This window comes from Paraburkholderia sp. 31.1 (genome assembly GCF_014397645.1).
GTDB classification, from domain to species: Bacteria; Pseudomonadota; Gammaproteobacteria; order Burkholderiales; family Burkholderiaceae; genus Paraburkholderia; species Paraburkholderia tuberum.
This window is the reverse complement of sequence record NZ_VZQN01000006.1, coordinates 189,568-216,295: the sequence shown is the minus strand read 5'-3', so window position 1 is coordinate 216,295 and position 26,728 is coordinate 189,568. Positions and strand designations below refer to the sequence as shown.

General features: G+C 64.3%; 18 protein-coding genes. 13 read left to right on the top strand and 5 right to left on the bottom strand.

All coding sequences use genetic code 11. The features are described from left to right. Positions 1-162 precede the first annotated feature (162 nt). Entirely contained in the window at positions 163-1,803 is a 1,641-nt protein-coding gene (locus F6X37_RS06255) for an MFS transporter (protein ID WP_187610682.1), read from the top strand. A gap of 10 nt (positions 1,804-1,813) precedes the next feature. On the opposite strand, the gene F6X37_RS06250 is transcribed toward F6X37_RS06255, so the two are convergent. Together F6X37_RS06250 and F6X37_RS06245 are read right to left on the bottom strand one after the other, a co-directional pair. After that, positions 1,814-2,218, bottom strand: a complete 405-nt coding sequence (locus tag F6X37_RS06250) for a hypothetical protein (protein ID WP_244168790.1) — start codon at positions 2,216-2,218, stop codon at positions 1,814-1,816. A gap of 81 nt (positions 2,219-2,299) precedes the next feature. Then, positions 2,300-3,295 (bottom strand): aldo/keto reductase, encoded by a 996-nt coding sequence (locus tag F6X37_RS06245; protein ID WP_187610681.1) that lies wholly within the window; start codon positions 3,293-3,295, stop codon positions 2,300-2,302. A gap of 234 nt (positions 3,296-3,529) precedes the next feature. Between F6X37_RS06245 and F6X37_RS06240 the strand changes: the two genes are divergently transcribed. Next, a complete protein-coding gene (locus F6X37_RS06240) occupies positions 3,530-4,162 on the top strand; it encodes an isochorismatase family cysteine hydrolase (protein ID WP_187610680.1) in 633 nt (210 codons plus the stop codon). 67 nt (positions 4,163-4,229) lie between these two features. Here F6X37_RS06240 and F6X37_RS06235 read toward each other — a convergent pair whose 3' ends face one another. Beyond that, positions 4,230-5,603 (bottom strand): cytochrome-c peroxidase, encoded by a 1,374-nt coding sequence (locus F6X37_RS06235; RefSeq protein WP_187610679.1) that lies wholly within the window; start codon positions 5,601-5,603, stop codon positions 4,230-4,232. 66 nt (positions 5,604-5,669) lie between these two features. Next, positions 5,670-8,177 (bottom strand): alkaline phosphatase family protein, encoded by a 2,508-nt coding sequence (locus F6X37_RS06230; protein WP_262419817.1) that lies wholly within the window; start codon positions 8,175-8,177, stop codon positions 5,670-5,672. A 350-nt stretch (positions 8,178-8,527) separates the two neighbouring features. Here F6X37_RS06230 and F6X37_RS06225 point away from each other — a divergent pair, with 350 nt between their 5' ends. The 7 genes from F6X37_RS06225 to F6X37_RS06195 all read left to right on the top strand — a co-directional run bounded on the left by F6X37_RS06225 (position 8,528) and on the right by F6X37_RS06195 (position 15,905). After that, positions 8,528-9,040 (top strand): hypothetical protein, encoded by a 513-nt coding sequence (locus F6X37_RS06225; RefSeq protein ID WP_187610678.1) that lies wholly within the window; start codon positions 8,528-8,530, stop codon positions 9,038-9,040. 105 nt (positions 9,041-9,145) lie between these two features. After that, positions 9,146-9,991 carry an AraC family transcriptional regulator gene (locus F6X37_RS06220; RefSeq protein WP_187610677.1) on the top strand — a complete coding sequence of 282 codons (846 nt, stop codon included), beginning with the start codon at positions 9,146-9,148 and terminating at the stop codon, positions 9,989-9,991. A 44-nt stretch (positions 9,992-10,035) separates the two neighbouring features. After that, the gene (locus F6X37_RS06215; RefSeq protein ID WP_187610676.1) at positions 10,036-10,443 is read left to right on the top strand and encodes a DUF2000 domain-containing protein; all 408 of its coding nucleotides are present in this window, start codon (positions 10,036-10,038) and stop codon (positions 10,441-10,443) included. Positions 10,444-10,995: 552 nt separating this feature from the next. Next, a complete protein-coding gene (locus F6X37_RS06210) occupies positions 10,996-12,387 on the top strand; it encodes a class I SAM-dependent methyltransferase (RefSeq protein ID WP_090807735.1) in 1,392 nt (463 codons plus the stop codon). A 22-nt stretch (positions 12,388-12,409) separates the two neighbouring features. Beyond that, on the top strand, positions 12,410-13,765 hold the full coding sequence (locus F6X37_RS06205) for a sensor histidine kinase (RefSeq protein ID WP_187610675.1): 1,356 nt from the start codon (positions 12,410-12,412) through the stop codon (positions 13,763-13,765). Between the two features lie 8 nt (positions 13,766-13,773). Further along, on the top strand, positions 13,774-14,898 hold the full coding sequence (locus F6X37_RS06200; RefSeq protein WP_090807730.1) for a hybrid sensor histidine kinase/response regulator: 1,125 nt from the start codon (positions 13,774-13,776) through the stop codon (positions 14,896-14,898). Next, a complete protein-coding gene (locus F6X37_RS06195) occupies positions 14,898-15,905 on the top strand; it encodes a response regulator (RefSeq protein WP_187610674.1) in 1,008 nt (335 codons plus the stop codon). The genes F6X37_RS06200 and F6X37_RS06195 overlap by 1 nt, the downstream gene beginning before the upstream one ends. 116 nt (positions 15,906-16,021) lie before the next feature. Here F6X37_RS06195 and F6X37_RS06190 read toward each other — a convergent pair whose 3' ends face one another. Beyond that, the gene (locus F6X37_RS06190; protein ID WP_187610673.1) at positions 16,022-16,912 is read right to left on the bottom strand and encodes a 2OG-Fe(II) oxygenase; all 891 of its coding nucleotides are present in this window, start codon (positions 16,910-16,912) and stop codon (positions 16,022-16,024) included. 441 nt (positions 16,913-17,353) lie between these two features. On the opposite strand from F6X37_RS06190, the gene F6X37_RS06185 reads away from it, so the two are divergent. From F6X37_RS06185 to F6X37_RS06170, 4 genes are read left to right on the top strand one after another with little or no spacing between them, the layout of a single operon-like run. Next, positions 17,354-18,601, top strand: a complete 1,248-nt coding sequence (locus tag F6X37_RS06185; protein WP_187610672.1) for an efflux RND transporter periplasmic adaptor subunit — start codon at positions 17,354-17,356, stop codon at positions 18,599-18,601. A gap of 15 nt (positions 18,602-18,616) precedes the next feature. Next, positions 18,617-21,772 carry an efflux RND transporter permease subunit gene (locus F6X37_RS06180; protein WP_187610671.1) on the top strand — a complete coding sequence of 1,052 codons (3,156 nt, stop codon included), beginning with the start codon at positions 18,617-18,619 and terminating at the stop codon, positions 21,770-21,772. Beyond that, positions 21,769-25,083 carry an efflux RND transporter permease subunit gene (locus F6X37_RS06175; protein WP_090807720.1) on the top strand — a complete coding sequence of 1,105 codons (3,315 nt, stop codon included), beginning with the start codon at positions 21,769-21,771 and terminating at the stop codon, positions 25,081-25,083. The genes F6X37_RS06180 and F6X37_RS06175 overlap by 4 nt, the downstream gene beginning before the upstream one ends. Then, positions 25,080-26,726 carry an efflux transporter outer membrane subunit gene (locus F6X37_RS06170; RefSeq protein WP_187610670.1) on the top strand — a complete coding sequence of 549 codons (1,647 nt, stop codon included), beginning with the start codon at positions 25,080-25,082 and terminating at the stop codon, positions 26,724-26,726. Before F6X37_RS06175 ends, F6X37_RS06170 begins: the two co-directional genes overlap by 4 nt. Positions 26,727-26,728: the final 2 nt, after the last annotated feature.

The window sequence follows — 26,728 nt, the reverse complement described above, 5'->3', positions numbered from 1 at the left end:
TCTTTGGAATGAGACGGTGTTTGCCTGGTAACAACCATCGTATCAATCCCTGGATCAGCCCCCTCCCTTTCTCTTCAAGCACTTACCCGCGTCTTCTCCTCCATGTAGGCTTAAGTAAGTGCCATTCGCTCTAAGTCTTCATCGACCAGCACGGGAGCGAACGTGGCCGACCCTGATCATCCTGGTAGCAAGCCGAGGACGGCGCACATCATCGCCGCGCAGGCGAGCCCGTGCGACGAGCTCGTCATCCGCACGCAGCCCGTCACGACCGGCCGCCCGTGCCAGCGCAAGCGCCTCGCGCTGGCTGCGACGATCGGTGGTTCGAGCATGGCGTTCATCGATGGCTCCGTCGTCAACGTCGCGCTGCCGGCCATTCAGAGCGAACTCGGCGCGAGCGTCGCGGCGATGCAGTGGGTCGTCAACGCGTATCTGCTGTTTCTCGGCTCCCTCGTGCTGGTCGGCGGATCGATGGGCGACAAGCTCGGCCGGCGCACGGTGTTCATCGCGGGCGTCGCGCTTTTCACGCTGGCGTCGGCCGCTTGCGGGTTTGCACCGAATACGTTTGCGCTGGTCGCCGCGCGCGCGGTTCAAGGCATCGGCGCGTCACTGCTGGTACCCAGCAGTCTCGCGATCATCGGCGCGGTGTTCGACGACGCAGCGCGCGGACGGGCAATCGGCACCTGGGCGGGCGTCGGCGCGATCACGTCGGCCGTGGGGCCGGTGGCGGGCGGCTGGCTCGTCGACGCGTGGTCGTGGCGCGCGATCTTCTTCCTGAACGTCCCGCTCGCGGCGCTGACGATCGCGCTCGCCATATCGGCGGTGCCCAACAGCCACGGGGCCGATGCGCCTGGACAGCTCGACTGGCCCGGCGCACTGAGCGCAGCCACGGGCCTCGCCGCGCTGACGTTCGGCCTGACCGAAGCATCGGCGCGTGGCTTCGCGCATCCGCTCGTATTCTGTGCGATTGGCGCCGGCGTGCTGATGCTCGCCGCATTCGTGACCATTGAGGCGCGCAGCCCCAACCCGATGATGCCGCTCGACCTGTTTCGCTCGCGCGACTTCGCCGGCGCCAACCTCGTCACACTGCTGCTTTACTTCGGCCTTGGCGGCACGTTCTTCTTCCTGCCGTTCACGTTGATCCGCGCGCATGGCTACACCGCGACCGAAGCGGGGGCGGCGCTGTTGCCGGTGCCTTTCATCATCGGTTTGCTCTCGCGCTTCACTGGCGGTGTGACTAGCCGCTTCGGTTCGCGCACGCTGCTGACCGTTGGCCCGGGCGTCGCCGGAGTCGGGTTCACGTTGCTGGCGCTGCCGTTCGTGCGCGGCAGCTATTGGGCTGAATTCTTCCCTGCGCTCGTCGTGCTTGGGCTCGGCATGACGATCACCGTCGCGCCGCTTACCACGACCGTGATGGGCGCGGTGCCGAGCGACCGCACAGGCGTGGCGTCCGGCATCAATAACGCCGTTGCGCGCGTGGCGGGCCTGCTGGCGATTGCGGTGCTCGGCATCGTATTCGTGTGGTCGCACCACGCGGCGCTATCGGCGCGCCTCGACGAACTGCATGTGCCGCAAGATACGCGCCAGATCGGGCAATTGCTGGCGCCGGTCGAGCACGCGGGAGGGGCGGCGGGCGACTCGCATACGCCGAGCGAGACATCCGTGGCGCGCGCGCAAGCCGATGCGATGACCGACGCGCTGCGGGCCGTCGCGCTCGTCTGCGCCGCGTGTGCGTTCGCCGGAGCGGGGCTTGCGATGGCCACCATCCAGCCGCTGAAACGGCCGGCGGTGGCGCGCCCGGAGTGAGATACGAAACTCAGTGGTGAACAGGCCGCGCCGGGGACCCCGTCGGCCGGATCACCGCGGCCGCTCGCGCCTCGATTCTTGCCGCCGACGAAGTCGGCTGATGTGGCGCGCTGTCGTACCCGTTCATTTGTTCATCGACGACGAAATCCGCGACTCTCATCGCGTCCATCGAGTTGCCGTCCACGTCGTTCCACTCGCGAATCGCGCGATTGACCTTGGTTAGTGCGGTGACAGCAAGCAGTATGGCGTCGGTCTCGGTGATCTTGCCTTCGAGATCATCTACGAGGTAGTCCGCAACACGTAGAGCCGCGCCGATCAGATTACTGTCGTCGCTCAAGTCCGTCAGTACCGCATGAACCACTGCGAGGCAAGCATCTTTGCGTGCAAGTGCGATGTCTGTCATGAGGTTCTCCATAGTCCAGGTGCAAACACAATTTATTCCGGGTGCTCCCTGCATGTCGAATGCGCCCACCGCGAAGCCGCCACCGCGTTGCCTTTACCAGCGCTGATGGACGTGCGGCGCGATATGGCGCTGATAGACATCCCGGACCCGTTGCATTACCTCGTCGGACAGCGGCGCGAGGCTCGCGGCCGAGGCGTTCGACGCCGCCTGGGCCGCGTTTTTACTGCCCGGGATGATGACGGAGACGGCATCCTCCATCAGGATCCAGCGCAGAGCGAGCTGCGCCATGGAGGCGTTCGCGGGTACCAGGCCGCGCAGTTCATCGACCGCTTGCAACGCGACGTCGTAGGGCACGCCGGAGAACGTTTCGCCGACGTCGAACGCCTCGCCATGCCGATTGAATGCACGATGGTCGTCTGATGCAAAAGTCGAATCCGCGGACATCTTGCCCGTGAGCATGCCGCTGGCCAGAGGCACTCGCGCGATGACCGCAACGTCTTTCTTTTGCGCTTGCCTGAAGAACAGATCGGATGGACGCTGACGGAACATGTTGTAGATGATCTGCACCGAAACCACGTTCGGATATTCGATCGCCTTCAGCGCCTCTTCCACCTTTTCGACCGACACGCCGTAGTAGCGGATCTTGCCGGCGGCGACGAAGTCGTCCATTGCGTCGAACACCTCGGGACGGTAGTAAACCTCCGTCGGCGGGCAATGCAGCTGGACCAGGTCGAGCGTGTCGACGCCGAGATTCGAGCGACTCCGGTCGATGAAAGCTTCGAGCTCGCGCTTGTTCAGATAGCCGCTGGTCACATGCGGGTCGAGTCGGCGCCCGAGCTTGGTGGCGACAATCGGACGTTCGCTGCCTCGTTGCCGCAGCACGTCGCGGATGATCCGTTCGGAGCGACCATCGCCGTAGACATCGGCCGTGTCGATGAACGTGACACCGCTATCGAGCGCGGCATTTAGCGCGGCCTTGGCGTCATCTTCCGCAACACTGCCCCACGAGCCGCCGATCGCCCATGCCCCAAAACCGATTTCCGACACATTCCAGCCGGTACGACCAAATTTTCTCGTCGAAAGCGTCATTTGGATGCTCATCCTCTGTTTTTTTTGCGAAGTTGCGTCGCAGGTGGCTCATGACCCTTGCGGGAGCGCCGGCGACCTTTGTACATAGTGTAGCAAGCGGACAGGGCCGTTGAAGTAGGGTATGCGTCCGGGCGGAATCGATGATCGCCCGCGCGATGCGATGAAGTATGATTTCCACGGCATCGAAGCGGCTGCTCCGACAACAGGACGTGGAACCCGGATAAAGGTGGCGTAATGACAACCAACGCAGGTTCTGACGGCATCGCGAACGACGGGCTCAGCGGCACTCGCGCGAGTGCACGGATTCCGGCCATCGCACCATCGCGAACCGCGCTTGTCGTCATGCACTACCAGACCGACATTCTCGGACTGTTTCCGTCGGTCGCGCCCGCCTTGCTCGCCAATACGCGCAGCTTATGCGACGCGGCCCGGGCCAAAGGCGTCAGCGTCTATTTCGCCAACCTCAGGTTCAGTCCGGGCTATCCGGAAGTCAGCCCGTTGAACAGGAATGGACAGGGAATCAAAAGTCTCGGCCTCTTCCTCGCAGACCGGATCGCGCCAGAGTTGGGCCAGCAGGCCAACGAACCGCTCGTCATCGCGCATCGTGCGAGCGTGTTCTTCGGCACCGATCTGGAGGCGAAGCTTTCGGAGCAAGGTATCGATTCGCTGATCATGGTCGGCATCGCGTCGACCGGAGTCGTGCTCTCCTCGGTCGCGTACGCCAGCGACGCGGACTTCCGCCTGTATACGGTGAAGGATTGCTGTTACGACCCGGACCAGGTGGTCCACGAGCATCTGTTTTCTACCGCATTCGATTCACGCACAACGGTGCTGTCACTGGCGGACGCGTTACTGCTGCTCGCGTAGACCAATATCGCCAGTTCGATTACGTCTTTCCCCGGCGTTCCGTTGGTTTCGCTACGAACAAACCCCGCTATCGCACCAGCGCTTTCGGGCCGCCCGGCGTGACCGAGTAACCGTCGTTCAACGTCTGCAGGAATGCGATGACGTCGCGAATCTCGGCCTCGTTCAGCGCGGGCTTGCCGCCGAGCTTCCGGTCCATCGGCGCATCCGCGAAGTCGACGTTGTTGCGATAGCGGCGCGGCAGATCGTCGAATTTGTCGACCTTGCCGTTGGCCCCCTTCGGATACCACTTTGCCGGATTGGTATCGCGCTCGACGTAGAAGCGCATCACGTCCTCAAGCTTATGAAAGCGGCCGTTGTGGAAAAACACCGAGCGCGTCGCAACGTTGCGCAGCGTCGGTGACTTGAACATGCCGCAGAAGCCGGTTTCCTTCGCCAGATCCGAGCGATAGGGGCCGCACAGCCCAAGGTCGAAATACGTCGGATCGCGATTGGCCGGAATTTCCGGGTTGCGCGGCACCCCGAGCGCAATGAACGAAAAGTCGGCGAATTGCGCCGGCCGTCCGCCGGGCCCAGGCGCGTCCAGATGGCATTTTGCGCAATTGCCCTTGTCGGGGTTGTTGAACAGCGCGTAGCCGCGCAGTTCCTGCGCCGTGAAGTCCGCATTGCCCGACATCGCCGCATCGAACTTGCTCGTGTACGGATGGAAGCTCATGTCTTCGGCCTGAAACGCTTCGAGTGCTTCGCCGATGTGCGCGAATGCCTTGTCCGTCTGCGAGAAGACCTGGGCGCCGAAGACTTTTCTGAAGGTGTCGGCATAAGCGCTGTGCCGCAGCTTCGCGACGACTTCGGCCGCGCTGCGGTTGGCCATCTCGTTCGGATTGAGCAGCGGCATCGACGCCTGATCGTGCAACGATGCGGCGGCGCCGTCGCGCATGAAGCCGCCCGTCGGTCCTTCGTCCTCGGTATCTTCCGAGGCGGGCGTATAGAAGTGCCGGCTGAACAACGGCGTGAAGCTCAGATAGCGCAGCGACGGCACCGAACGCGTACCCGGCTGGCGCATGTCGGCGCCGCCCAGTTGCACGGCAAGGCCGTTCGGTGGACCGTAGGCGTGCTCGGGACTATGGCAGCTCGCGCATGACATCTTTCCCGAGGCCGATAGCGACGCGTCGAAGAATATCTGTTTGCCAAGTTCGGCCCGCTGGCTCAACGCGGCAGAGCTCGCGGGGTAGCGAACCCATCTTTGCACCGAGACTTTGGCGGCCGCCTTGGGCACCGCTTTCGATGCCGCGGCAAAGCCGCCCGCGGCGGCCGTCAGTCCATTGCTCGACGGTGCGTGTGCCGTGGCTGAAAAGCTCGCACCCAGCGTGAAGGCGGCGAAGGCGGCAATCGTTGCAGCGCCCAATCCACTCGCCACTTTGAAGCAATCTCGAATCATCTGCATGCGTGCGTCGTTTCAACGGAAGACGGTGGAGCGAAGGCCCCACCGTTTTTTCGATGCTCTCGTCGATCAGAAATTGAACATCGCCATCAGGTCGCCGATCGAAGTCGTGTTGATCGGCAGATACGGGCTTTGCGTCGAGGTGACCGGATTCGGCAGACGGTCGCGGCTACGCGTCGACAGCGGCTGCAGGCGCCAGTTGCGTTCGATGAATTTGAGCACCGACGCATGATCGTAGTACGTGTGGTCGACCATCCCCTTGCGGGCATACGGCGACACCACGAGCATCGGAATGCGCGGACCGTCGCCGAAGAAATCGAGGTTCTGGATCGCGCCGGTGTCGAAGTGGCCGCCGCCTTCGTCGGTGGTGATCAGGATCGCCGTATGCGCCCACAGCGTCGGATTGGCCTGAACGTTGGCGATCACGGTCTTCAGGAACGCCTCATAGGTGGCCGGTGCCGAATAGCCGGGGTGACCGCTGTCGAGGTTCTTCGGCACGACGAACGACACCGCGGGCAGCGTGCTGTTCTTGATGTCGTTGGCGAACGTCGTCAGATCGGTCAGGTTCGCCTTCAGCGCGGGCGTGCCCATCACCTTGCTCGACGCGACCAGCGGGTCGCCGATGACGTTGTACTGCGCCGACTGTGCAAGCGCCGCCGCCTGCGCCGCCGGCAACCCGTCCGCGAGTTCCAGCAGCTGGGTTTCAGCTGTAAGGTCGCTGGTGGTGCGCCCGCCCGTATACCACTTCCACGACACGCCCTTGGCGGCCAGCGCCTCGGCGATGGTGGGCACGGTCTGCGGCGGGTAGTTGTAGTTGTTCGGACCGATCGGCTGGACGTTGCCGTTCAGGTCATAACCGGGGTTGTAGTTGTTGACGAGATAGTACTTGCCCGCGTCGCAATTGCTTGCGACCTTCTTCGCGGCGAGGAAATTGAGAATGGCTGACACGCCGGCCTGGCTCGCATCGGAACAGTTCACGTAGGAGCCGCCTTCGTAGCCGTCCTGGGTGTAGAAGTTCGCCGTTTGCGCCATCGGGTCAGGATTTTCGATCTGGTTGGCCGGCGGTGTTGCGACCGTGCCGGCCGTGTTGAAGTACGGCTCGTCGGCCGTCGCGATCGAGAAGAAGTTCGCGCCGGTGCCGCCCATGATCGACTGGTGATAGTTGTCGCTAACCGCGTAGGTTTGCGCGAGTGACTGGAAATACGGCGCATCGCCGGTCGACATGTTCATGAAGCCCATCAGTTCGCCGCCCTGCGACGGATTCTGCGGCGTGATGCCGGTCGTATCGCCACCCTGGCCGACCGTGGTGGCCACCCACGTGAACATGTCGTGCTTGCTGTTGTCGCCGCCGGTCTGCTGCCACATCTGGAAGAAGCGATGGACCGGGTCGCCGGTCATCGCGTAGAGCGTCAGCAAGGGCGCGACGGCCGTGACCTGCTGCGCGTACGGTACGTACCTGGTGATCTGGAACGGGCCGTTAGGCAGCGTGGCAGGGAAGCGCGTGTCGGCCGTGCCGCCGCCGGTCGTGAAGGTCTGGAGGTTTTCGATGCCGATCTGTTCCGGCTGCGGCAGAGTCGCGTACGCCGGGCCGCGCGTCGGGTTGATCGTGTAGGCCGTTTGCGTCGTGCCCTGGTTCTGGGCAGCCTGCGCGAAGTTCGGACCCGGCGTGCCGTCCGCGTTGATGATGCCTTCCGACAGCAGGTTCTTGACCGTCTGGCCGTCCGGCGCGACGTAGCCGCCGAACAGGCCGTCGAAAGTCTGGTTCTCGCCGACCACGACGATGACGTGCTGAATCGGCGTCGTGGTCGCGCTGTTGCTCAACGCGAGCGCCGAGCTCACGGCGGCGGCCGGCATCGCGCCGGAGACCGCGCCGGTGGGCGGGATCGAAACCTGCGCGCGGCTGGCGTCGACACCGGCGGCGACCGTGCCGGCGTGCACCGTGAAGCGCGCGATATCGAACAGGTTATCGAGCGGGTTACTCGCATTCGCCTGATAGGGCGTGCCGATCGGGTCCGCGACGGTATTGACCGGCACGCTGAACGCGCTGAACAGTGGCTGCAACGCGCCCGCGACGGCCGCGTCGGCCTGGGCGATGCTGCTCGCGGAGATCTTCGCCGACGCGATCTGCGCGCTGGTCGGCCCGCCATCGGGCACGATCCCCAGCACGCGCTGCGTGAGCAGCGACGTCAGCGGATTCAGATTGGCGACCACGGACACGGCCGCACCCGACGACGCGGGCGCGGGATCGATGACCGCGGACAGGGTGGCCGGCGTGCCGTCCGCATCGTTGAATGGCGCGGTCAGAACGAACGGCGCCTTGCCCGTCATCGACACGGTGAACTTGCCGGTCGCGTCGGTGAGGCTCGACTGCGTGCTCTTCCCGTCGCTGTCCGTCACCGTGACGGTGACGCCGACGATGGGCGCGCCGGCGGCGGCGATGCCCGTCGCGGTGACGCTGGTGCTGGTATTCGCGCTGGCACTCGAGCCGGTGGCGGGCGAGCTGACATTGTCGGGGCCGCAAGCGGCGAGCGAAAGCATGACTCCCAAACCGGCGAGTGTCGAGGCGCTTCTTTTCATGGTCGTTGGGTCGTGTGGGTTGTCGGTCGTCGTTTTTTTTCTGTGCCGCAAGACGCAAGACCGCTCGACGTCGCGGGCCTGAATGGCGCCGCGATCTTCCCAACGCCATATGACAAGGCCGTGATGACGTCCCGCGGCTCGATCGACGGTTCTCTCTAATTTGCTACGACGGCGCGGTCGATATGGCTCGACCGGCGACGCCCTGCTTGTGCAAGCGGGCCGACTTCCTGCATGCGAGCATGATTCACGCCTCGTGCATGCCGTATTCGGCGATCACGATGAGTTACTCGCCACATCGGCATATGATTTGCTGGCTGATACTGGAAGAGAAACCAACCGGATGACAAAACGTGGCGCCGAAAACAACGGGCATCGCCCCGCTCCAGATGTTCGAAAGCGTCGTCATCCGGTTGTACGACGGCGGCGTCCTGTCGCCGGCCGTGCTCGAACGTGTGATCGGCGCCTTCGCGCAAGCGGATGTCGACTGGCATGACACGGTGGAGGGCCGCTCCGTCGACGGTCGTTCACTGCACGAAATCGTCGCGCTGACGATGCTGCCGGGACAACCTGTCCGATCGGCATCGGCATCGTTCATGACTGTGATCGAACACATCGCGGGCGTCGCGCCGGATACGGACGAGAAAGCAGCGCAGCCAAAAACCGCGCGACGCAAAAAAACCGCGCCGCCCGTGGATGAAACGGACGCGGAGTCGGAGTCCGAATCGCAAGAACTGCTTGCGCAATTGTCGGGCGACGGACGATCCAGCAAGCGCCGCCGCGCGACCGAACAGGATCGGCCGGCGGGTTCGCGCGGCTATAACCCGTTCGTCAACGCACGGCCTCCGCGTTCGAAGAAGCCGTGACGCTGGTTGCCTTCGTCGACAGGAACGGTCGTTGGCCCGACGCGATTCCCCCCTGCCGTACACTATCCGCTGGCCGCATCGCCCGCTGCCCGCCAGCTCCAACCCATGCCCACTTCACTCAGTCCCGCCAACTGGCTAATCGCCCGCCGCGACGCCGAAACCGGCATCGAGAGCCTGCGCGCGCATTTCGGCGGCCACGCCTACGATCCGCACGATCACGACGACATGTTGATCGGCTATACCGAGCAGGGCGTGCAACGCTTCCAGTGTCATCGGTCGTTGCACACGAGCGTGCCGGGCCGCGCGATCCTGATCGAGCCCGGCGCGCTGCACGACGGTCACGCGCCAGAGGCGGCCGGCTTCACCTACGCGATGCTGTATCTGCCGCAAGCCTGGGTCGAGCGCGCGGCGCGGCGGCTCGATCTGCCGGGACTGGCCGGCGTCGAGGCGGCGTTCGGCCATACGCTGGTCGACGACTGTGCGCTCATCGATGCGATCGGCCAGGCCTTCGCCGCGATCTACGGCAACGAGGGCAGGCTCGCGCGCGACCAGACGCTCGATCGTCTGCTGCTGCAACTCGGCGCCCAGCTACGCGATGCGCCGCTGACCGGCGACCCCGCCGCGTCACCTGCGATCACGCGGGTGCGCGATCTGTTGCACGAACACATGGACGGCAATCTCGGGCTCGACGAACTCGCCGAAGTTGCCGGCATCGACCGGTTCAGGTTGACGCGTCTGTTTCAGCGCGCGTTTGGCACCTCGCCGCACGCGTATCTGGTGCGCTTGCGCCTGCGCGCCGCGCGGCGCCTGCTCGCGACCGGCCGCACGCCCGCGCAGGTCGCCGCCGAAGTCGGCTTCGCGGATCAGAGCCATCTCGGCCGCTGGTTTCGTCGGGCGTACCGCATGACGCCGGCGGCGTACCGGCAGATGTGCACAAACGTTCCAGACTGATCGCGCGGCATCGTCGATCATGAGCGGCTCAACGAGGAGTCATCATGTTCGATACCAAAGTGGCGCTGATCGTGCGCAGCGATCTCGCGGTCTGGCAGAAGCTCAATGTGGTCGCGTTTCTCGCTACCGGTGTCGCGGCCGCGGCGCCCGATGCGCTGGGCGAGCCCTACGAGGATGCCGCCGGGCACCGCTACGGCCGCATGCTCGGCCAGCCGATGACGGTGTTCGCCGCCGACCGGTTCGGTCTGCAGGGCGCGCATCGGCAGGCGCTGTCGCGCGAGCTCGGAATCGTGCCGTATGTGCACGCGATGTTTTCGACGGGGCATGACGCGGCGAATCGCGCAGTCTTTCGCGCCGAGGACGCGGCGAATCTCGATCTCGTCGGTCTCGCACTGCACGGACCGAAGAAAGCCGTCGATAAGGCCGTGAAAGGTTTGGCCTTGCACGAATGAGTCAACGAGTGCGCGAGCCGCTCGATTGTCGACGGTACTCGCGCCGAACTCTAAAAGAAAAACGTTTGCCGCGCCGGACGCGAATTGCGTTTAAACAAAAAAGGCTTATTCGGCGAATGCACGGGGCATATCCAAAGGGCATGGATCAGAAAGGCACAAGTAACGCACCCCCTCAATAGCGGATCGTGCCGCCATCGTGGCAATGCGATTGCAAGTCGTTGTCGAGAAACGAATTGTCGGCGATTGCCCCCGCGCGCTCGCCAACTCGTTTCAAATGGTTCTTTGCAAAAACGGCTTTCTACAGCACGGACATGCTCGCAAGAAATCCTTGCATATACGTTTCATCCTGAATTTGAACTCAGTCAGAATTGAACGTGTTGATGTTACACTGCAACCCGCTGGAGCCATTCTGGCAAAGGGCTTTGGTGTTTCCAGCTCAACTGTGGTTTGAAACGCGTCCACGACTTGTCGCCGGTGTCGTGCGTGCGGCAGCCATTCACTGGACTTCTCCAACACCCTGCTGCGTTCCCGGATTCCTCAGGTACTAATACCGTGTACTCTCAAACGCAAATCGACCCGGTGATCAGCTTCCGCAACTCGCAGCGCGAGCACGTGCGTGGGACGATCATTAACCTCCAGAGAAAGTCTTTGGTCATGGAGGTCTATAACCCCTATTCCATCGTGCAGGTCAGCGAGGTGTTAAGCGAGCTGAGCGTGCGCATGGGCACCAAGAATGCCTATCTCGGCAAGGCGGTGGTGGTGAGTCTGGTGAACACCGGTCTGACCGCGGTGGTTTCGCTGGCACTCATCGACGAATGGCGCGAGCTTAGCGTTCTGCCCAATGAAGCGAAGTCGGTCGGCCGGGAAGCAGAACTCTTTATTAGCGACTGGGACGCGCGCTTCAATATCCGGCGCGACTATCAGATCGTCGTGAACGAGATGCGCGCATTCCTGTCGGAAGTGTCGCGCTGGGTCGAGCAGGTCGACCTGACCGAGAGCTTGCCGAAGACCGAAGAAGGCAGGCTGCGCGAGGACCTGTTCTACGAGCTCGCCACGCCGATCATGCTCAAGATCAAGTTCTTCCTCGACCGCCTGGAGGAGGAGGCCGAGCGCGTCGACGCCGAGACCGCACCCGTGCATCGCACGTATGCGCAAGCGGCACTGCATCCGTTGCTGCTGCGCGCGCCATTCGTCTACCGCACGTTCACCAAGCCGCTCGGCTATGCCGGCGACTACGAGATGGTCAACCAGATCCTCAGCGATCCGCAGCAGGGACCGACCACATACTTCCAGATCGTCAATACCGCGTTCCTGCACGCGGCGGTCGCAACTGCGCACCGCAACCGCATCACGCTGCTGATCGACTTTCTGACGCGTCAGGCCGAAGCGGCGCGCGCTGCCGGCAGGCCGTTGCGCATCCTCAACGTCGGTTGCGGGCCCGCTTTCGAGATCCAGCGCTTCGTGCGCGAATATCCGCATCCGGAGCTGCTGTCGTTCGAGCTGGTCGACTTCAGCGAGGAAACGCTGGCGTTTACGAAGGACGCGATCGAAAGCTCGGCGAATGCCGCGGGCCATAAAGCCTCGGTGCAAATGGTGCATCAGTCGGTGCACGATCTGCTCAAGCGTAAAATTTCAACGGACCCCTCCGCGCGCGAATTCGACGCGGTGTACTGCGCGGGTCTGTTCGACTATCTGTCGGACAAGGTCTGCGCGCGTCTCCTGAGTTACTTCGCCGCTCGCACGCGAGCTGGCGGCCAGTTGCTGGTCACCAACGTCCATTCGGCGAATCCGGAGAAGTACGGGATGGAGCATCTGCTCGAGTGGTATCTGATTTATCGGAACGAAAGCGGCATGAGCTCGCTGCTTCCCGCCAACTCCACTGACCAGAAGCTCTACGTCGACGAGACCGGGGTGAATGTGTTCGCGGAAGCCACGATCCTTTGAAACCGTGTCGACATCCCTGTTCATGACTACCAGTCCCCTGCAGAGCGGCTATCAAACCGAGCTGGCCGACTTTCGCGTCACGTTCAGCCGGGGCGGCGCGTGCACAGCGATTGCGCTCGTGCTGCTCGGCGTGGGGCTGGATTACGCGCAGTATCCGCAGTATCAGACGTCGTTCGCGCTCGCGCGCCTGCTCGTGTCGTTGATGATCGGCGGCATCATCGCCTTGCTCGACACCAGCATGGGGCGGCGGCTTACTCCATGGCTGACGCTGTCCTGGCTGCTGCTGCCGCAGGCGATGATTTCATGGATGATCTGGCGCACCGATGGTGTTCTGTCGCCCTACTACATGGGCCTGAATCTGGCCATCTTCGCGTCCGGCATTGCGTTGCCATTCGGTCTGTGGCAAAACCTCGTGTTCGGCGTGCTGTCCTGTTTTCTGTATCTGCTGGCCTGCCTGTTGCCTCCGCATGACGGCGTGCCGCTCGGCACGATGACCGTCAATGTTCTGCTCCTTCTGTTCGCCGCTGCCGCAAGTGCCGTCTACACGTTTTTCAACGAACGCGTGCGCTTCATGCTGTTTCGCCTGAAGGCCCAGGTGTCCGAGAAAAACGCGGAGGTCTCCGCGAAGAACGCCGAACTCGAAGTGATCAATCGGCAGTTGCTCGACATCAAGGGCCAACTGCTGCAGCAGGAAAAAATGGCGGCGATCGGTACGCTCGCGGCCGGCCTGCTGCATGAAGTGAACAACCCGGTGAACTTCTGTCTGATGGCAATCGAGGTTGCGCTGGAAGAGCCGATCTCGAAGAAGGAGCCGACGCTGCAGGAATGTCTGGTCGATGCGCGGCAGGGCATGCAGCGGATCCAGCACATCGTGTCGGACCTGAAGACGTTCGCGTATCGCAAGCCCGGCGCCGAGGCGGAGCTGGGCACGCCGTTCCTGTTCGAAAAGGCGCTCGATTCGGCGATCCGGCTCGTCGGGCATGAATTGCGCGGCGTCACCGTCACGCGCGAGCTGCCCGCGGATACGCTGGTGCAGGGCGACGAGGCGGCCATCATCGGCGTGCTGATCAACCTGCTGTCGAATGCGGTGCTGGCGATGCGCAAGGCGGGCACGCCCGCGCCGGCGATTCACGTCAACGTCAGATGGACCGAAGACCGCCTGCATGTGACGGTAAAAGACAACGGGCCGGGCATCGCGCCGGAGCATCTCGCGCGCGTGTTCGAGCCATTTTTTACCACCCGCGAAGTGGGACAGGGCCTGGGCCTCGGGCTGTCGATCAGCTATGCGGTGATCGAGCGTCATGGCGGCCTGCTGTTTGCCGAGAGCGAGCAGGGAAGTTGGGCTTCATTCAGTTTCGATCTGTCGCCCGCACCCTGAGAAATACCATGAATGACATCCGACAGACACAGCCCACTCTTCTCTACGTCGATGACGAAGAGTTGGCCTGCAAATATTTCGCGCGCACCGTAGGTGCCGATTACGAGGTCCTGCTCGCGACGAGCAGCGACGAGGCGATCGCTATCCTCGAGCAGGACAACGCCCGCATCGCGGTGCTGGTCACGGACTTCCGCATGCCGGGGCGTGACGGTGGCGACCTGCTGCGCCAGGTGGCGCTGGAATATCCGCACATCGTGCGGATTCTGGTCACTGCTTATGCAGACGTCGAGATGTTATTGCAGACGGTCAACACCGGCGAGGTGTTCCGCATCCTCGAAAAGCCGCTGAAGCCGGCGGCAGTGCGCGATACGCTGCAACTGGCGTTTGATCGTTACCACGAACGCACGATGCAGAATCAGCGCCTGATCGCCATCGACGAAACCCTGGCGTTCATCGCGCACGAACTGAACACGCCGCTCGCGGCGATCGCGCTGAACGCGCACAGCATCGAAGATCGCATCGACGCGGAGCGCGATGCGGAAGGCGAAATTCTCGGCGCCGCGAAATCGATGCGCGAGAGCGCGCAGTACTGCATGGCGGTGGTGTCGTCCTTCTGGCGCTCGGTGCACAACGGGCGGCGCCGGCAACTGGAGGGCGACGAGGCGCGCATCGAGAGTACCGCGCATGGGCTGATCTCGGCGTTGCTCGATACGTATCCGTTTACGACCGCGCAGCGCTCGTGGGTGCAGGTCGACGTCGACAGCGACTTTGCCGTGCTCACGCAGCCGAATTGCGTGGCGCTCGTGCTGTCGTCACTGTTGTCCAACGCGTTGCGCGCGCTCGCGGATGTGCCGTCGCCGTCGGTGCGCTTTACCGTGACAACGGAACCCCACCCGAGCATCGGCATCTGCGACAACGGGCCGGGAATTCCGCCCGAGATCAAAGACCGCCTGTTGACGGACCCAATTACAACGCACGCGAAATCCGGGGGGAACGGCTTGGGCCTGATTCTATGCAACCGTGTCATGCAGTCCTGTGGCGGCGGACTCAGGATCGAGTCCACGTCGTGGGGAGGCACCACCGTCGTGCTGGATTTCCCCCATATCAAAGGTCAAACGCACAGGAGTTGTTGATGAACGAAGCAAAAGCCACAGAGGAGTTGGCGCCGGCGATCATCTTCGTCGATGACGAAGCTACCGCCGTAAAGTACTTCCAGCGTGCCATCGGAAGCCTGGCGCCGGTCCTGACTGGCGGCTCGGTGGAAGAGGGCAAGGCGCTGCTCGACGAGCACGGCGACAGGGTGGGGGTGCTGGTCTCCGACCAGCGTATGCCGGGCGAGTTCGGCAACGAGCTGCTGCGCTATGCGAGCGAGCGCTTTCCGCATGTCGTGCGAATTCTGACCACCGCGTATTCGGAAATCGATCAGACCGTCGCGGCCGTCAACCTCGGTCATATCCATCGCTACATCAAGAAGCCTTGGGACATCACGGCGCTGCGCATGGAGCTGAAGCAGGCGCTCGAGCTTGCCGAGCTGCGCAAGGAGCGCGACACGCTGGTGCGCGAGAAGCTGGGCGTGCTGCAAAAGCAGGTGGTCGCCACTCGCATCGGTCTGGTGCGTTCGCTGTCGGCCACGCTGATCGGGCCCGAGCGCTTTCAGCCGGTCGAGACGTATCTCGCCGCAGCGGTACTCGCCGACGTGCCGAACTCCGAGCCGGACTGGCTGCTGCAGGACTACTCCGATCTGATCGCAGCCGAGAGTGCCCGCAGCGGCGCGTTCGGTCATACGGTGGCCGCGCACCTCGCCACGCTGCGTAACCGTCACGGCAGCGCGAGCGTGACCGCGAGCGACGCACTGACGACGCTGGTCGGGGTATTTTCCGAGGCAGGCATCAATGTGCGCCGCGAAGGCGATGGTCTCGTGTGCGACCAGCCGGCCACACTCGCGGAGTTTCTCGCGGAGCCGGGCAACAACGCGGTGTCGAGCGGGCACGCGGTATGGCTGGCGAGCCTTCTGTGGCTCGACGGCAATGACGTTGCACTGCAGCCGGCAAGTGAAGGCAATGCGATCGCGTTCCGGCCGGCGCAGCGCGGTAGCGAGTTCACCGCCGATCGCCTCGCCACGTGGATCGAGCAGTTCTGATTACCTTGCTTCGAGGGCGCGGCGTCTGACGCGCCCATCCTGCTACCGGCTTCGCGCTGCAGCCCGCCGCGGCTAGCAGCGCGACGCTGCAAGCGTTGCCTGTCAGGCCTGACTTCTCAAGCCTGAACGCGCGGCGCGAAGCGCCGCGTGCGAATCCATTTGGTCGCCACCCACTTGTCGCCCGTGCGCAGCGGCGTGCTCGCGTGCAGCGAGCTCGGATCGCACAGCCCGTAGCGGTTGCCGTATTCGAAGTAGAGCGCGTGCCCGCGCTGCGGTGCGACCGACCAGCCAAGCTGCGGAAACACCGTCTCACCGCCGCCTTCGACATCTTTCAGATACATCAGCAGCGTGCCCATGCGCTGGCCGCTGCGCGCGATCGACTCGCGATTCGCTTCATTGCTCGTCATCAGATAGTCGACGTGCGGCGTCGATTCCGCGCCTTCCTCATAGTGCAGCATTTGCAGGCCTTCGCCGTTCTCGACCGGGGTTGCCGTGAGTTCCGCGATGCGCGCCTCGATGCGCGCGATCAACGGCGTCTCGCCCAAACGGAAAAACATCCCGTGACTGCTGCGATGACCGGCGATCACATCGCGGCCGGTCACTGGATCGACGACGGCCGACCGGTCGAGCCGCGGCTGTGCGAGCGCGATCAACTGCTCGCATTCATCGGCACTCAGGAAATTGGCGATGTGCACGGCGGCCGGTCGTTGCAGCCGCGACAGCACGCGCACCTTGCGCTCGCCGAGTTGGATCAGCGGAGCGTCGGGCACGCGCAGCGGCTCGGGCTGGTAGCTGAGCGGCGCGCTGCCGACTTCGAGCTTGTCGCCGGGCAGCGCCATACCGTACAGGAACGCCGATGCGACCGCATCGACCATCGCCGACGCGAGCTCGGCCGCGTTGTCGCGGTTCACCAGTTCGTTGACGATCGCTTGGGGCGCGACGCCGCGCGAAAGGTTGGCGGCGATCCAGTCGCGGACTTCGGCTGGGAAATTGACGGTGATGGACATCGGGGCGAGGTTGTGGGGTGTCGTGACAGTCGCGGCGCGCGCGACGCTGGCTCGCGATGATAGCGGACGATCGTGACGATTCTGGACGCACGGCCCGGTTGTCAGTTGGCTGTCGTCTGTTACCGCATATTGCGATGTCCCGCCGCGCCCATAACTCTGCCCATGCGGGTATCCGCCCCCACGTGCCCCCCGATCGATGCCCCGGACTCTTCCAGCGGCCAACATGTTGCGCCCCTGTAACTCAAGGCCGGCGCAAGCCGGTTACATTCACGCATGCCCGTATTCAAGCCCTCGCCCCACTTCCTTACGTCTTCATAACAACACGTCCGGAGGCGTTCGACTGATGACAACGCGCGTGAACCATGGCACTTTTGCGCAGTCCCGTCAGCGGACGAGCTTCCAACCGAGTATCGACACCAATATCCGTTCCCGGAGATCAACATGAGCGAAACCGTGTCCCCGCCGCCAAAGCGCTCCCGACGCGGGCTCATCGTCTTCGCGGTTGTCGTGCTCATGCTGGTCGCGCTCGTCGTGGTTCATCTGATGACGCGCAAGAAGCCGGTGCGCGAGAACGCGGCGATCGTCGTCACCGTCGCGCAGGCGACGCTCGGTTCGATGCCGGTCACACTGAGCGAGCTCGGCACCGTCACGCCGATCGCAACCGTGACCGTGCTGCCGCAGCTGAGCGGCTATCTGACCGAAGTCGGCTATCACGAAGGCCAGGAGGTGCAAAAAGGCCAGTTCCTCGCGCAGATCGATCCGCGCCAGTATCAGATCAGCAAGCAGCAGGCGGAAGCGACGCTCGCGAAAGACCGCGCGTCGCTCGCGCAGGCGCGCGCCGATCTCGAGCGCTATACGCAGTTGAACGAACGCAAGTCGATCGCGCAGCAGACCTTCGCGGATCAGCAATTCCTCGTGCAGCAGGACGAAGCGGCGGTGAAGGTCGACCTCGCCAACATCGCCCAATTCGATCTCGACCTCGCCTATTGCCGCATCACCGCGCCGATCGCGGGCAAGGTCGGCTTGCGGCTCGTCGATCCGGGCAACTATGTGACCGCGTCGTCGTCGACGGGCATCGTCGTCATCACGACCGTGAAGCCGACCACGGTGCAGTTCACGGTGCCGCAGGATTCGCTCGCGTCGATCGTGCAGCGTCTGGCCACCGGCGCGAAGCTGCCGGTCACCGCGTATTCGAGCGATAACTCGCGCGAGATCGCGACCGGCACGCTGTACGCGGTCAGCAACCAGATGGCGACCGCGACCGGCACCGTCACCCTGCGCGCGACCTTCGCGAACGACGACGAAACGCTGTTCCCGAACGAGTTCGTCAACGTGAAGCTGCTCGTCAACACGATGCAGAACGCGGTGCTCGTGCCGACCGCCGCGGTACAGTCCGGCGCGCCGGGCGACTTCGTCTATCTGGTCAATCCGGACAGCACGGTGTCCGTGCACAAGGTCAAGCTCGGACCGAGCGACGGCAAGAACACGGTGATCGTGTCGGGACTCGCGGCCGGCAACCCGGTCGTGACGGACGGCATGGATCGACTGAACGACGGCGCGAAGATCCAGCCGGCGCATCCGAAGTCCGCCGCCGGCCCGAAAGCGCCCGCCGCCGCGTCCGAAGCCGCGCCGGCGTCGAGCGCGGCGGCATCGCCTGCGCCGGCCGCGTCCGAAGCCGCCTCGTCGTAACGGACCCCCGCGCCGATGAACATTTCCCGCCTGTTCATTCTTCGCCCGGTCGCGACGCTGCTGCTGATGATCGCGCTCGTGCTCGTCGGTCTGATCGCGATGCGCGTGCTGCCGGTGTCGTCGCTGCCGAACGTCGACTATCCGACGATTCAGGTGCAGACCTTTTATCCGGGCGCGAGCCCGACGGTGATGGCGACCACCGTGACCGCGCCGCTCGAGGTGCAGCTCGGCGAGATTCCGGGCCTGCAGCAGATGACCTCGTACAGTTCGGACGGGGCGTCGGTGATCACGTTGCAGTTCGATCTGTCGCTGAACCTCGACATCGCCGAGCAGAACGTGCAGCAGGCGATCAACGCGGCGAACAGCTATCTGCCGTCTGGCTTGCCGGCGCCGCCGACCTACGCAAAGGTCAATCCCGCCGACCAGCCCATTCTGACGCTCGCGGTCACCTCGAAGTCGATGTCGCTGACGCAACTGGAGGACGTCGCGAACAACCGCCTCGGCACGAAGATCTCGGAAGTGGCGGGCGTCGGCGTCGTGACGACGAGCGGCGGCAACGTGCCCGCGATCCGCGTCGAAGCCGACCCGCACAAGCTCGCCGCCTATGGTCTGAACATCGACGATCTGCGCACGCTGCTCAGCTATGTGAACGTGAGCCAGCCGAAGGGCAATTTCGACGGCCCCGATCTCGACTACACGATCAACGGCAATGATCAGATCACCGATCCGAAGGACTACCTCGACACCGTAATCGCCTACCAGAACGGCTCGCCCGTATTCATGCGCGACGTCGCGCGCGTAAGCCAGGCCGCCCAGGACGTCGAGCGCGGCGCCTGGTACAACGGCTCGCCCGCGATCGTGCTGAACGTGCAGCGCCAGCCGGGCGCGAACGTGATCCAGACGGTCAACCAGATCATGAAGGAGCTGCCGCAGCTCGAATCGACGCTGCCGGCCGGCATGAAAGTGACCGTGGTGTCGGACAGCACCGGCGTGATCCGCGCGTCGGTCGCGGACGCCGCGTTCGAACTGATTCTCGCGATCGTGCTGGTCGTCGCGGTGATCTTCGTGTTCCTGCGCAACGTGCCCGCCACGCTGATTCCGAGCATCTCGGTGCCGGTCTCGCTGATCGGCACGCTCGCGGTGATGTACCAGCTCAACTACTCGATCGACAACTTGTCGCTGATGGCGTTGATCATCGCGACCGGCTTCGTGGTCGACGACTCGATCGTGATGATCGAGAACATCGTGCGCTATCTGGAGGAGGGCATGGCGCCGCTCGAAGCCGCCCTCGAAGGCGCGGGGCAGATCGGCTTCACGATTCTGTCGCTGACTATTTCGCTGATCGCGGTGCTGATTCCGCTGTTGTTCATGGGCGGCGTGATCGGGCGGCTGTTCAGCGAGTTCGCGGTGACGCTCGCGGTCACGATCGTGATTTCGGCGGTCGTGTCGCTGACGGTGGTGCCGATGCTGTGCGCGCGGATGCTGCGCGCGCAGGCCGAGCGCCATCCGAGCCGCTTCGAGCGCATCAGCGAGGGCCTGTTCGACAAGACGCTCGCCGCCTACGAGCGCGGCCTGCGCTGGGTGCTCGATCATCAGACGCTGACGCTGATGGTCGCGATCGCCACCGTGGTGCTGACCGGCATCCTGTATGTGGTGATTCCGAAGGGACTGTTTCCGGTGCAGGACGTCGGCGTGATCCAGGGCATCAGTGTCGCCGACAACTCGGTGTCGTACGCGGCGATGGTGCAGCGCCAGAGCGCGCTCGCCGAGGCGGTCCTGAAAGACCCGGACGTGGTCTCGCTGACGTCGTACGTGGGCATCGACGGCACCAATGCGACGCTGAACAACGGTCGCTTCCTGATCAATCTGCGCGAGCGCGACCAGCGCTCGGACACCGCCCAGGAAATCGCGCGCCGGCTCGCGCAGGAAGTCGCGCACGTGCCCGGCGTGAAGCTGTTCATGCAGCCTGCGCAGGACCTGACGCTCGACACGACCGTGTCGCCGAACCAGTACAGCTTCGTGTTGCGCGGACCGAGCCAGCAGGCGTTCCAGAAGTACGTGCCGGAACTCGTCGCGCGCCTGAAGCAGATTCCGTCGCTGTCGGACGTGCAGAGCGATCTCAATAGCGACGGCCTCAGCGTGAACGTCGAAGTGAACCGGCAACTGGCCGCGCGCTTCGGCATCACGCCCGCGACGATCGACAACGCGTTGTACGACGCGCTCGGCCAGCGCATCGTGTCGACGATCTTCGAGCAGTCGGCCCAGTACCGCGTGATTCTGGTCGCGAAGCCGGAAACGATGCCGACCGTGCAGTCGATCGGCAATCTGTATCTGCCGAGCCAGACCAGCAGCACGGGTCAGGTGCCGCTTTCCGGCATCGCGAAGATCCAGATCGCGAAGGCGCCGCTCGTGATCAGCCATCTCGCGCAGTTTCCGTCGGTGACGGTGTCGTTCAATCTCGCGAAGGGCGCATCGTTGAGCACCGCGGTCAAGGAGATTCACCAGGCCGAGCAGTCGATCGAGCTGCCGCCGTCGATCACGTCGTCGCTGCAAGGCGCGACCGCGGCGTTCGAGGATTCGCTCTCCAGCGAGGTCTATCTGCTGATCGCGGCGCTCGTTGCCGTGTATATCGTGCTCGGCGTGCTGTACGAGAGCTTCATCCATCCGGTCACGATCCTGTCGACACTGCCGTCGGCCGGTATCGGCGCGCTGCTCTCGCTGATGCTCGCGGGTATGGATCTCGACGTGATCGGCATCATCGGCATCGTGCTCTTGATCGGCATCGTCAAGAAGAACGCGATCATGATGGTCGACTTCGCGCTCGATGCCGAACGCAATCATGGCAAGGCGCCGCGCGATGCGATCTTCGAGGCGTCGCTGCTGCGTTTCCGGCCGATCCTGATGACGACGTTCGCCGCGATGCTCGGCGCACTGCCGATGCTGCTCGGCACCGGCACCGGTTCGGAACTGCGCCGGCCGCTCGGTCTCGCGATCATCGGCGGCCTGACGCTGAGCCAGGTGCTGACGCTGTTCACGACGCCGGTGATCTATCTGTTCTTCGACCGTATGGCCACGCGCGTGAACCGCTGGCGCGCCGAGCGCGCTAAGCGCAACGGCGGCGACGAGCCGGGCGGGCGTCCGCCGGAAGGCGGCGCGGAGGGTACGCGGTGAACATCCCGGCGATCTTCATCCGGCGGCCGGTCGCGACGACGCTGCTCGCGATCGCGATCCTGATCTCCGGCACGCTCGCGTATTTCCGCATGCCGGTCGCGCCGCTGCCGAACATCGCGTTTCCGGTGATCGTCGTGCAGGCCAACATGGCCGGCGCGAGCCCGAATATCATGGCGTCGACGGTGGCCGAGCCGCTCGAGCGGCGGCTCGCAACCATCGCCGACGTCGCGGAGCTGACCTCGATCAGCTATGTCGGCTCGTCGTTGATCATCGTCGAGTTCGGCCTGAAGCGCGACATCAACGGCGCCGCGCGCGACGTCGAGGCGGCGATCCAGGCCGCGCGCGCCGATCTGCCCACCACGCTGCGCAGCAATCCGAGCTACCGCCAGTACAACCCGGCCGAGGCGCCGATCATGGTGCTGTCGCTGACCTCGGACACGCTGACCAAAGCGCAGCTCTACGACTCCGCCGATTCAGTGATCCAGCAGCAGTTGTCGCAGGTGCAGGGCGTCGGCCAGATCACGCTCGGCGGCGGCGCGTTGCCGAGCGTGCGCGTCGAGTTGCAGCCGGGCAAGCTCAATAGCTACGGGATCGGCATGGAAGACGTGCGCGCGGCGATCAGTGCGGCCAATGCCGACAGCGCGAAGGGGCATATCGACGTCGGCGATCAGCGCTACGTGGTCACCTCGAACGATCAGATCACGCACGCGGCGCCGTATCGCGATCTGGTGGTCGCGTATCGCGACGGCGCGCCGGTGCAGTTGCGCGACGTCGCCCAGGTGCGCGACTCGAACGAAAACATCCGCAACGCGGGGCTCTTCAACGGCAAGTCGGCGATTCTCGTGATCGTCTATCCGATGCCGGGCAGCAACGTGGTCAGCACCGTGCAGCAGATACGCAACGTGCTGCCCGCGATCGAAGCGACGTTGCCGAGCAACGTGCACGTCGATGTCGCGATCGATCGTTCGCAGTCGGTCACCTCGTCGGTCAGCGATACCGAGCGCACGCTGTTCATCGCGGTGCTGCTGGTGGTCGGCGTCGTGTTCATCTTCCTGCAGTCGCCGCGCGCGACGCTGGTGCCGGCGGTCGCGTTGCCGCTGTCGATCGTCGGTACCTTTGGGCCGATGTATCTGCTCGGCTATAGCATCGACAATCTGTCGCTGATGGCGCTGACCATCGGCACCGGCTTCGTCGTCGACGACGCGGTCGTCGTGCTCGAAAACGTCGTGCGATACATCGAGCAGGGGTTGAGTCCGAAAGAGGCCGCGCTGAAGGGTGCGGGCGAAGTCGGCTTCACGGTGATCTCGATGAGCCTGTCGCTGATCGCGGTGTTTCTGCCGATCATCCTGTTTCCGGGCATCGTCGGACTGATGTTCCATGAGTTCGCGATCACGCTGTCGATCGCGATCCTGATTTCGCTGGTGATCTCGTTGACGGTCACGCCCGCGATGTGCGCGTACGTGCTGAGCCGCGACAACGCAGGTCATTCGAAAGCGCGTTGGGCGCGGTGGATCGAGCGGCAGTTCGATCGCTTCAAGCACGTCTACGCACGCACGCTGATGGCCGTGCTCGATCATTCGCTGCTGGTGATCCTGTTGCTGTTCGCGCTGCTGGTCGGCAACGTGTTCATGCTGAAGCTGGTGCCGGCCACCTTCTTCCCCGAGCAGGACACCGGCATCGTGATCGGGCAGATCATCGCCGACCAGAGCATTTCGTTCACGGCGATGCAGAAGAAGCTCGCGCAGTTGCAGTCGATCGTGCAAAGGGATCCGGCGGTGCAGTCCGTCGCGGGCTTTACCGGCGGGCGCGCGCTCAATACCGCCAATGTGTTCATCGAGCTGAAGCCGCTGTCGCAGCGGCACGCAACGGCCACCCAGGTCGTCAACCGGCTGCGGCCGAAGCTCGACGAAGTGTCGGGCGCGCGGCTCTTTCTGCAGGCGCAGCAGGATTTGCGCATCGGCGGGCGGCAATCGGCGGCCGAGTACCAGTACACGCTGACGAGCGACGATTCCGCCGCGCTGTTTGCGTGGACGCCGAAGCTCGTCGCCGCGTTGTCGAAGCAGCGCGGGCGGCTGCTCGACGTGAACTCCGACTTGCAGCAGAACGGCCTGCAGAGCTACCTGACGATCAATCGCGCGACCGCCGCGCGCTACGGCTTTGCGGCGAATCAGATCGACAACGTGCTGTACGACGCGTTCGGCCAGCGCACCGTGTCGACGATCTACAACCCGCTGAACCAGTACTTCGTCGTGATGGAGGTCGCGCCTGAGTACTGGCAGTATCCAGAGACGCTGAACCGGATCTATCTGAGCACGTCCGCCGGCAATCCGACCGGCACGGCCGCGACACAGATGCCGCACGGCACGGTATCGGCAACGACTACCGCGACCACGACCGGCACGTCGTCGAACACGAACTCGCGCAACTCGGACGCGCAGTCGAACGCGACCAACAACAGCATCGCCAACAGCAAGGGCGGCAGTTCGACCGGTAGCGCGGACAGCACGGCTGCCGAAACGATGGTGCCGCTGTCGGTGCTGACCTCGTATAGGAACAGCCATACGTCGACGCAGGTGAACCACCAGAGCGGGCTCGTCGCCGCGACGATCTCGTTCAACCTGCCGGCCGGCGGGTCGCTGAGCCAGGCGGGCGCGGCGATCAACGAAACGATCCGCGAGATCGGCATGCCCGCGAGCATCCACGGCTCGTTCGCAGGCGCGGCGGCGGCCTATTCGCAGTCGATGGGCGTGGTGCCGCTGCTGATTCTCGCGGCGCTCGGCGTCGTCTACATCGTGCTCGGCGTGCTGTACGAGAGCTCGATCCACCCGCTGACGATTCTGTCGACGCTGCCATCCGCGGGCATCGGCGCGACGCTCGCGCTGCTGATCTTCGGCACGCCGTTTTCGGTGATCGCGATGATCGGCATCATCCTGCTGATCGGTATCGTCAAGAAGAACGGCATCATGATGGTCGACGTCGCGATCCAGTTGCAGCGCCAGCAACAGATGCCCGCGCGCGACGCAATCCACGCGGCCGCGCTGATCCGGCTGCGGCCGATCATGATGACGACATTCGCGGCCGTGCTCGGCGCGGTGCCGCTCGCGGTCGGCATGGGCCAGGGCGGCTCGCTGCGTCAGCCGCTCGGTATCACGGTGATGGGCGGGCTGATCCTGAGCCAGATGTTTACGCTCTATACGACGCCGGTGATTTATCTGTATCTCGACCGTCTGCGTGCACGGCTGGTCAGATGGTCCGCGGGGCTGCGCTGGAACCGCGACGCGAAGCCGGGACAAGCGGATACGAAGGCATGACGATGAAGATTTCGACTGAACGAATGACAGGATCTCGCGCCGGGTTGCCGAGCATCGCGACGCTCGCCGTCGCGCTGCTGGCGCTGTTCAACGCCGGCTGCATGGTCGGCCCGGACTATCACCGGCCGCAGGTCAGCGTGCCCGCCACGTACTCGGAACTGCCGGGCTGGACCCAGGCCGAGCCGAACGCGACCGGCCCGAAGGGCACATGGTGGAGCGCGTTCAACGATCCGTTGATCGACGAACTCGAACCGCTCGTCGCGGTGTCGAACCAGACCGTGCGCGTGGACTACGCGAACTACCAGCAAGCGCTCGCCGAAGTGCGCGCCGCGCACGCGGCCCTGTTTCCGACCATCGGCGCTACCGGTTCGGCGACGCGCGAACGCGCGAGCAGCGGTTCGGTCAGTGCATCGGGAAGCTTCGTCAACGGTACGGCGACGCGCATCGTCAATTCGGGCTCGCTGGAAGGCAACGTGAGCTGGGCGCCGGATCTGTGGGGCCAGGTGCGCCGCACCGTCGAGGAAAACGCCGCGAGCGCGCAGTCGAGCGAAGCGACGCTCGCGAATGCGACGCTCTCCGAGCAGGTCGCGCTCGCGACCGCGATCATCGAGCTACGCACCAGCGACGCGAACATCGACCTGCTGCAGCAAACGGTCGTCGCGTATCAGCACTATCTCGACGTCGTCACCGAGCAGGATCGCGCGGGCACGATTGCGCCGAGCGACGTGATCACCGCGCGCAGCCAGTTGAATACCGCGAAGTCCGATCTGATCGCGCTCGGCGTCGCGCGCGCGCAGAACGCGCATGCGATCGCGGTGCTGGTCGGCAAGAACCCGGAAGAGCTGTCGATCACGCATAGCACCGCGATGCCGGCGCTGCCGTCGGCGCCGGTCGGCCTGCCGTCGACGCTGCTCGAACGCCGCCCCGACATCGCCGCCGCCGAGCGCAAGATGGCCGCGCAGAATGCGGCGATCGGCGTCGAGGTGGCCGCGTATTACCCGGACATCTCGCTGTCGGCCGTGGCCGGATTCACACAGTCGCCGCTGTCCGGTCTGCTGAAGGCCGCGAACTACGTGTGGTCGCTCGGCGGCAGCGCGACCGAGACGCTGTTCGACGGCGGCCTGCGCAGCGCGGATGTCGACGCGGCGAAGGCGGCCTACGACTCGGCCGTTGCCAACTATCGCGGCACGGTGCTGGGCGCGTTCCAGAACGTCGAGGACGATCTGTCCGGCCTGCGCATTCTCGCCGAGCAGGCGCTCGTGCTCGAAACGGCGGTGCGCGACGCGGACCGTGGCGCGGAGATCGCGTTCAACGAATACCAGGCGGGCACCGTCGATTACACGACGGTCGCGATTGCGCAAGCGACGCAATTGACGACGCGGCAGACCGCGCTGAACGTGCAGGAATCGCGCTTGCTGCACGCGGCGTCGTTGTTTGGCGATCTGGGCGGCGGGTGGTCGACCGATGAGCTGCATGATCCGCGGCATCCGGCGGCGGCTTCTTCGGCTGCCTCGGCACCTTCTTCCTCTTCCTCGCCTTCGGCTGCGTCTGCTTCATCGGCTACGTCATCGGCGACGTCATCGGCGACGTCTGCGGCTATCATGCCGGGCGCGCGGCAAGTGCGGCACGATCGAAACGACTAAGG

Bases quoted from the DNA above. Each gene is read 5' to 3' on its own strand.
- F6X37_RS06250 (WP_244168790.1), bottom strand. From the start codon at position 2,218: ATGGAGAACCTCATGACAGACATCGCACTTGCACGCAAAGATGCTTGC.
- F6X37_RS06245 (WP_187610681.1), bottom strand. From the start codon at position 3,295: ATGACGCTTTCGACGAGAAAATTTGGTCGTACCGGCTGGAATGTGTCG.
- F6X37_RS06240 (WP_187610680.1), top strand. From the start codon at position 3,530: ATGACAACCAACGCAGGTTCTGACGGCATCGCGAACGACGGGCTCAGC.
- F6X37_RS06235 (WP_187610679.1), bottom strand. From the start codon at position 5,603: ATGCAGATGATTCGAGATTGCTTCAAAGTGGCGAGTGGATTGGGCGCT.
- F6X37_RS06230 (WP_262419817.1), bottom strand. From the start codon at position 8,177: ATGAAAAGAAGCGCCTCGACACTCGCCGGTTTGGGAGTCATGCTTTCG.
- F6X37_RS06220 (WP_187610677.1), top strand. From the start codon at position 9,146: ATGCCCACTTCACTCAGTCCCGCCAACTGGCTAATCGCCCGCCGCGAC.
- F6X37_RS06215 (WP_187610676.1), top strand. From the start codon at position 10,036: ATGTTCGATACCAAAGTGGCGCTGATCGTGCGCAGCGATCTCGCGGTC.
- F6X37_RS06205 (WP_187610675.1), top strand. From the start codon at position 12,410: ATGACTACCAGTCCCCTGCAGAGCGGCTATCAAACCGAGCTGGCCGAC.
- F6X37_RS06200 (WP_090807730.1), top strand. From the start codon at position 13,774: ATGAATGACATCCGACAGACACAGCCCACTCTTCTCTACGTCGATGAC.
- F6X37_RS06195 (WP_187610674.1), top strand. From the start codon at position 14,898: ATGAACGAAGCAAAAGCCACAGAGGAGTTGGCGCCGGCGATCATCTTC.
- F6X37_RS06190 (WP_187610673.1), bottom strand. From the start codon at position 16,912: ATGTCCATCACCGTCAATTTCCCAGCCGAAGTCCGCGACTGGATCGCC.
- F6X37_RS06185 (WP_187610672.1), top strand. From the start codon at position 17,354: ATGAGCGAAACCGTGTCCCCGCCGCCAAAGCGCTCCCGACGCGGGCTC.
- F6X37_RS06180 (WP_187610671.1), top strand. From the start codon at position 18,617: ATGAACATTTCCCGCCTGTTCATTCTTCGCCCGGTCGCGACGCTGCTG.
- F6X37_RS06170 (WP_187610670.1), top strand. From the start codon at position 25,080: ATGACGATGAAGATTTCGACTGAACGAATGACAGGATCTCGCGCCGGG.